Genomic DNA, 5955 nt, shown 5'->3' on the forward strand with positions numbered 1-5955 from the left:
CCGGCGGGACTCTACTTCGTGCGCATGCGGGTGGCGGGGCGCGACGTGGGTACGCGGCGCGTCACGTTGCTGCGGTAATCGCCGCGCCGCTTCGGCGATGGGCCCCGGGCGGTTGCCGGGGGGACCAGCCCAGACACACAGAACAACGCCCTTCGACTCGCTTCACGGGCTCCGTTGCGCGAGCCCCTGCCGATCCGCGGCATCCGCGGAAATCGATCAATTGAACTCGTGGGCGGGAGGCGTCTCGTTGAAGCTGCCGCAACGCGTGCACTGGATCACGATGTTCCGGACCTGGCCATCGAAGAGACTCTCGAGCAGGATCCGGCCGCAGTTCCCACACGCGTAGCTGACCGGCCCAGCGCCCGCTCCCACACCCGTCATGACAGGTTCCCCGGGGGGCGCAATGAAGATAGTGCGCGAATTGGGCGCCGGTTCCGGAATGATCCGCATGGCGTGAACTCGCTTTTGCATGTCGGGATCGACCCTCACGGCGGCGCGACTATGGGGCTCGGCCCGGCCCATCGAATCGATCCGATGCCCCGACCAATCCCCGTCATGCGCTACTTGCAGTCGTCCTGCGCATCCGCTTCCCCGCTCAGCTTGCGCGCGGCCATCAGGTGGCGCACCGCTTCCTGCCGGCGCCCGAGCGACTCGAGCAGCAGGCCGAGATTGCAGTGGGCGTCGGCGAAATCGGGGTCACGCAGAATCGCCTGCCGATACGCGTGCACCGCTTCATCGCGCCGGCCCAGCTCCTCGAGCAGTACGCCGAGATTGAAGTGCGGCGTCGGATTGTCGGGATCGACCCTCACGGCGTCGCGATAGTGGGGTTCGGCTCGGCCCAGCTCGCCGGCGATGTGGAACAGTCGGCCGAGATTGACGTGGGCCTCGGCCATCGAGGGGTCGAGGTCGAGCGCGTGGGCGTAGGCCTCGCCGGCCTCTTCGACTGACGATGCCTCGAGCTCGCATCCTAGTTCGTACCAGTGGTCGGCCGTGAGCGGCCGATCGGCTTCGGTGGCCGAAAGCGCCGAGCGCAATTCGTGCGCGCGCGGGGCGGGCGCCGCTCGCGCCGCGGAGCGCTCCGCGATCTCGCTGGCGTCGAAGTTGAGCAGGAACTGACCCGAGTCGGGCCGCCACCGGGCCGAACCGTCGGAGGCCACGACCTCGTTGCCATCGGTGTGAATGCTGATGCTGGTGAGCGGCAGGTCGGCGGCGAGCTGCTCGCGAAGCGACGCCCAGATGCTGCGGATGCGCCGCATCGAAACGCCCGACTCGAGCAGGCCCTTGGTCGTGCGCAGCAGCAGCAGGTCCTGGAAGCCGAACGACAGGGGTCCGATCGGCCCCCGCTGGGGTGCCAGGAAACCGGCGCGCGCGAGCGCGCGCAGGCGGGCTTCGGGCACCTCGAGGATGCCCGCCGCCTCGCGGAGCGAATAACGCCGATCGGTCCGCGGCTCCACCAGTCTCAACTCCGCGCTCGCTCTCATCGAGATCCCCTCCCTGGGACCCGCGTCAGCGTTTGCCGCCCTGCACCTTCTTCTCGCGCGGCGCCTCGGCCTTCTGTCGCGCGCGCGCGGCCGGCTTCTTCTCGAGTGCCCCGCTCTCGGCGGCCTCCGCGCCGGCCTTTCCCCCGCCGGCACGCTTGCCGAGACTTTGCTTGAGCGCCTCCATCAGGTCGATCACCTGCGTGCGCTGGGCCTGCGGGGCCAGCGACGTCACTTCCTTGCCCTCGACCTTCGATTCGACCACCTGCAGGACGCGATCCCGATATTCGTCGGCGTACTTCTCGGGGCTGAACTTCTCGCTGGTCAGCTCGCTCACCAGCCGCTCGGCCAGCTCGAGCTCGCCGGGCTTGAGCTTGGCGTCCTCGCCCTTGTCCACCTCGCCGAAATCGCGGATCTCATCGGCGAAGTACATGGTGTGGAGCATCAGGCCGCCCTCGGCGGGGCGAATCAGCACCAGGTTCTCCTTGCCGCGCATCACGAACTTGGCGAGCGCCACGCGCCCAGCCTTCTTCATCGCGTCGCCGAGCAGCCGGTAGGCCTTCTCGCCGCCCTTGTCGGGCCCCAGGTAGTAGGTCTTCTCGAAGTAGATCGGGTCCACCTGCGCGAGCGGCACGAACTCGGCGATGTCGATCATCTTCGACGCCTCGCCTTCCAGCGCCTTCAATTCCTCGTCGGTGAACTGAACGTACTGGTCCTTGGCGAACTCGTAGCCCTTGACCAGCGACGAGCGCTCGACCACCTCGTTGCAGGTGGGGCAGATCATCTGCTGGCGGACGCGCCCGCCGCACTTCGGATGCAGCTGGTTGAACGACACCCCCTCGGACGAGGCAGAGGTGTACATGCGGATCGGGATGGACACGAGACCGAACGAGATGGTCCCGGAGCCGGTCGAATGCGGAGGCATCTGGGTACCCTCCTTCAAAGGGGACGTGGCACATTACGCTAGCACCGTGATTTACTCTGCTCAACCGTCCCTCCATCCATCGGCAGAGTTCCAGGGAAATTCGACCCGCCCCATGCCCGCGCGTTCCCGCCGCCCCGCCAAGCCGCGTCCCGCCGCCCCCACGGGTGAGCCGCGACCCAGAGCCACCGAACGCGAGCCGGGCGATGAGGATGCGAAGAAGGCGCCCGTGCCGCTCGAGGCCTATCGCAAGAAGCGCGACCCCGACCGGACGCCCGAGCCGTTCGGTGGAGCTCAGGCCTCGCGAGCGCCGGCCCCGGGCGCGGCGGCGGCGCCGCCCGCGCCGGCGCGCTTCGTGGTGCAGGAGCACTGGGCGCGCAACCTCCATTGCGACCTGCGCCTCGAGATGGACGGCGTGCTCAAGAGCTGGGCGGTGCCGAAGGGCCCGTCGGTGCGCGCCGAGGAGAAGCGGCTCGCGGTCCACGTCGAGGACCATCCGATGGAGTACGCGAACTTCGAGGGCGTGATCCCGTCCGGCAACTACGGCGCCGGCTCGGTGATCGTGTGGGACCGTGGCACCTATCGCTCGTTCAAGCCCGAGGATATCCGCGAGCAGTACGCGCGCGGCAAGCTCGAGCTCGAGTTGTTCGGGCACAAGCTCGGCGGGCGCTGGAACCTGGTGCGCACCAGCCGCGGCGAGAACGACTGGCTGCTGTGGAAGAAGGCCGACGCCGCCGCCGCCGATTGCGACGCGCTCACCCGCTGGCCGCGCTCGGTGATCTCGGGCCTCACGGTGCAGGAGATGCGCGACGCGGCGGCGTGGCTCGCGGCGCTGCGCGACCACGTCGAGTCGCTGAAGGCGCCGCGCGGCGAGGTGCGCGCCGACCGCGTGTCGCACATGCTGGCGACGCCGGCGGAGGAGCCGTTCTCCCGCGAGGGCTGGGTGTTCGAGATCAAGTACGACGGGGTGCGCGTGATCGCCGAACGGCGCGGCGAGGACGTGCGCATGTTCGGGCGCAGCGGCGAAGACATCACCGCGCGCTATCCCGAGATCGCCGATGCTCTGCGCGGGCTCGCGGTGCAGCATGCGGTGCTCGACGGCGAGATCGTGGCTTACGACGACAGCGGGCGGCCGAGCTTTGCGAGTCTGCAGAGGCGCATGCACCTGTCGAAGCCGCGCGACATCGCGGCGGGCATGGCCCGCGTGCCGGTGCGCGCGGTGTTCTTCGACTGCCTGGCGCTGGAAGGGCACGACCTGCGCAAGCTCGCGCTGATCGACCGCAAGGACTGCCTGGCGCGCGCGCTGCCGCCGGCGGGCGTGGTCCAGGCCGGCGACCACGTCGAGCGGCACGGCATCGCGTTCTTCGAAGCCGCGAATGAAATGGGGCTCGAGGGCATCATCGCGAAGCGCGCCGCGAGTCCGTACACGGGCAAGCGCTCCAGCGACTGGATCAAGATCAAGTGCCAGCGCCGCCAGGAATTCGTGGTTGGCGGGTGGACCGATCCCCGGGCCGGCGGCCGCCACTTCGGAGCGCTGCACGTCGGCGTCTACGAAAACGGCACGCTGCGCCACGTCACGCGCGTTGGCAGCGGCTTCGACGACGCGATGCAGGATCAGCTGTGGCGGCAGCTCCAGCCGCTCGCGCGCAAGGACTCCCCCTTCGGCGCGAGCGGACCCAACGGTCGCGCCGACCACTGGGTCGAGCCGCGTCTGGTGTGCGAAGTCCGCTTCACCGAGTGGACCGGCGACGGTGGACTGCGACATCCGATCTTCATGGGAATGCGCGACGACAAGAAGCCGGAGGATGTCCGGCGCGAGGAGGAGCGCGATTCGGACGCGGCGCTTCCCGCCGCGGAGGCCGGGGCGCTGGCGGAAGCCGATCCGCCGCTGGAGCCGGCGGCGGCAGGCGGCGCCGCGGCACGGGAGCCCAGGCCGCAGTCGGCACCCGAGGTCCGGCTCAGCAATCTCAAGAAGGTGTTCTGGCCGAAGCAGGGCTACACCAAGGGCGATCTGGTCGCCTACTACGACACCGTCGCGCCGCTCATGCTCCCCTATCTCAAGGACCGCCCGATCGTGCTGACCCGCTACCCCGACGGCATCGAGGGCAAGTCGTTCTTCCAGAAGGACGCGCCGGTGTTCGTGCCCGACTGGATCCGCACCGAATCCGTCTACTCGAAGGACTCCGAGCGCGACATCCGCTTCTTCGTGCTCGACAATCCGGAGTCGCTGCGCTACGTGGCGAACATGGGCACCATCCCGATCCACATGTGGAGCTCGCGCTCGGGATCGCTCGAGCGGCCCGACTGGCTGGTGCTCGACCTCGATCCCAAGGGCGCGCCGTTCTCTCACGTGGTCGAGGTGGCGATCGCGATGCGCAAGCTGCTCGAGGAGCTCGAGCTCCCGGGCTTCCCCAAGACCTCGGGTCAGAAAGGCATCCACTGCCTGATCCCACTCGGCCGCCACTACACCCACGACGAGTGCAAGACGTTCGCGCGCCTGCTCGCGACGCTGGTCCAGCACGCGAAGCCGGACATCTCGACGCTGGCCCGCCCGCTCCACGCCCGCGGCGGCAAGGTGTACGTGGACTGGGGTCAGAACGGGCACGGCGTCACCATCGTCGCGCCGTATTCGCTCCGGCCGGTGCCGGAGGCTTCGGCCTCGTGTCCGTTGAAATGGAGCGAGGTGAACGCCAGGCTCGATCCGGCCAAGTTCAACCTGCGCACGTTGCCGAAGCGCTTTGAAAAGATGGACGATCCGCTGCGCGGCGTGCTGGGCGAAGGCGTGGACATGGGCCGAGCGCTCAAGGCGATCGAGGAACGCATGAGGCGGATGGAGAAGGAGCGGTGAAGGTGGGTGCGGGGCTCGAGCCGTCGGCCCGGCGCATCCCGGTCGCGCCGGGGGTCGAAGTCTCGGCGCTGCTGCTGGCACCGGCACACCCGCGTGCGCTCTACGTGCTTGCGCACGGCGCGGGCGCCGACATGCGTCACCGCTTCATGGAGGACGTCGTACACCGACTCGCGGCGCGCGGCATCGCGACGCTACGCTACCAGTTTCCCTACACCGAGCACGGCAGCCGCCGCATCGATCCCGAACCGCTGCTGCTCGCCACGGTGCGCGCGGCGGTCGCGACCGGCCGCGAGGCGGCCGGCAAGCTCCCGGTGCTCGCGGGCGGCAAGTCGATGGGCGGGCGCATGACCTCGCGTGCGGCCGCGGCCGAGCCGCTCGCCGGAGTGCAGGGGCTCGTCTTCCTCGGCTTCCCGCTCCACCCCGCCGGGCAGCCGGGGACCTCGCGCGCCGAGCACCTGGCGCGCGTAACGATGCCGATGCTGTTCCTGCAGGGCACCCGCGACGCGCTCGCCGATCTCACGTTGCTGACGCCGATCCTGGAGCGCCTCGGGGAGCGCGCGACGCTCCGCGTGATCGAGGGCGCCGACCACTCGTTCCACGTGCTGAAGAAGAGCGGCCGCACCGACGACCAGGTGCTGGACGAGCTCGCCGCCACGGTGGCCGAATGGCAGGAAGGACTCGCGTGAGCGTCGAGGTGCGAGTGGGAA

Annotated in this window: 5 protein-coding genes; 2 read left to right on the forward strand and 3 right to left on the reverse strand. The window is 69.4% G+C overall.

Translation table 11 applies throughout. The features are described from left to right. Positions 1-216: 216 nt before the first annotated feature. The 3 genes from VMJ70_14140 to VMJ70_14150 form a co-directional block, all read right to left on the reverse strand. Entirely contained in the window at positions 217-381 is a 165-nt protein-coding gene (locus VMJ70_14140) for a hypothetical protein (protein ID HTO92266.1), read from the reverse strand. Positions 382-560: 179 nt separating this feature from the next. Continuing rightward, on the reverse strand, positions 561-1481 hold the full coding sequence (locus VMJ70_14145) for a tetratricopeptide repeat protein (GenBank protein ID HTO92267.1): 921 nt from the start codon (positions 1479-1481) through the stop codon (positions 561-563). Between the two features lie 25 nt (positions 1482-1506). Then, on the reverse strand, positions 1507-2403 hold the full coding sequence (locus tag VMJ70_14150; protein ID HTO92268.1) for a Ku protein: 897 nt from the start codon (positions 2401-2403) through the stop codon (positions 1507-1509). Between the two features lie 226 nt (positions 2404-2629). Here VMJ70_14150 and ligD point away from each other — a divergent pair, with 226 nt between their 5' ends. Further along, positions 2630-5248, forward strand: a complete 2619-nt coding sequence (gene ligD / locus VMJ70_14155; protein ID HTO92269.1) for a DNA ligase D — start codon at positions 2630-2632, stop codon at positions 5246-5248. Continuing rightward, positions 5245-5934: an alpha/beta family hydrolase gene (locus VMJ70_14160; GenBank protein HTO92270.1), complete on the forward strand. Its 690-nt coding sequence runs from the start codon at positions 5245-5247 to the stop codon at positions 5932-5934. Before ligD ends, VMJ70_14160 begins: the two co-directional genes overlap by 4 nt. Positions 5935-5955: the final 21 nt, after the last annotated feature.

This window comes from Candidatus Sulfotelmatobacter sp. (assembly GCA_035498555.1).
Lineage (GTDB): Bacteria > Eisenbacteria > RBG-16-71-46 > RBG-16-71-46 > RBG-16-71-46 > DATKAB01.

Bases quoted from the DNA above. Each gene is read 5' to 3' on its own strand.
- VMJ70_14150 (HTO92268.1), bottom strand. From the start codon at position 2,403: ATGCCTCCGCATTCGACCGGCTCCGGGACCATCTCGTTCGGTCTCGTG.
- VMJ70_14140 (HTO92266.1), bottom strand. From the start codon at position 381: ATGACGGGTGTGGGAGCGGGCGCTGGGCCGGTCAGCTACGCGTGTGGG.
- VMJ70_14145 (HTO92267.1), bottom strand. From the start codon at position 1,481: ATGAGAGCGAGCGCGGAGTTGAGACTGGTGGAGCCGCGGACCGATCGG.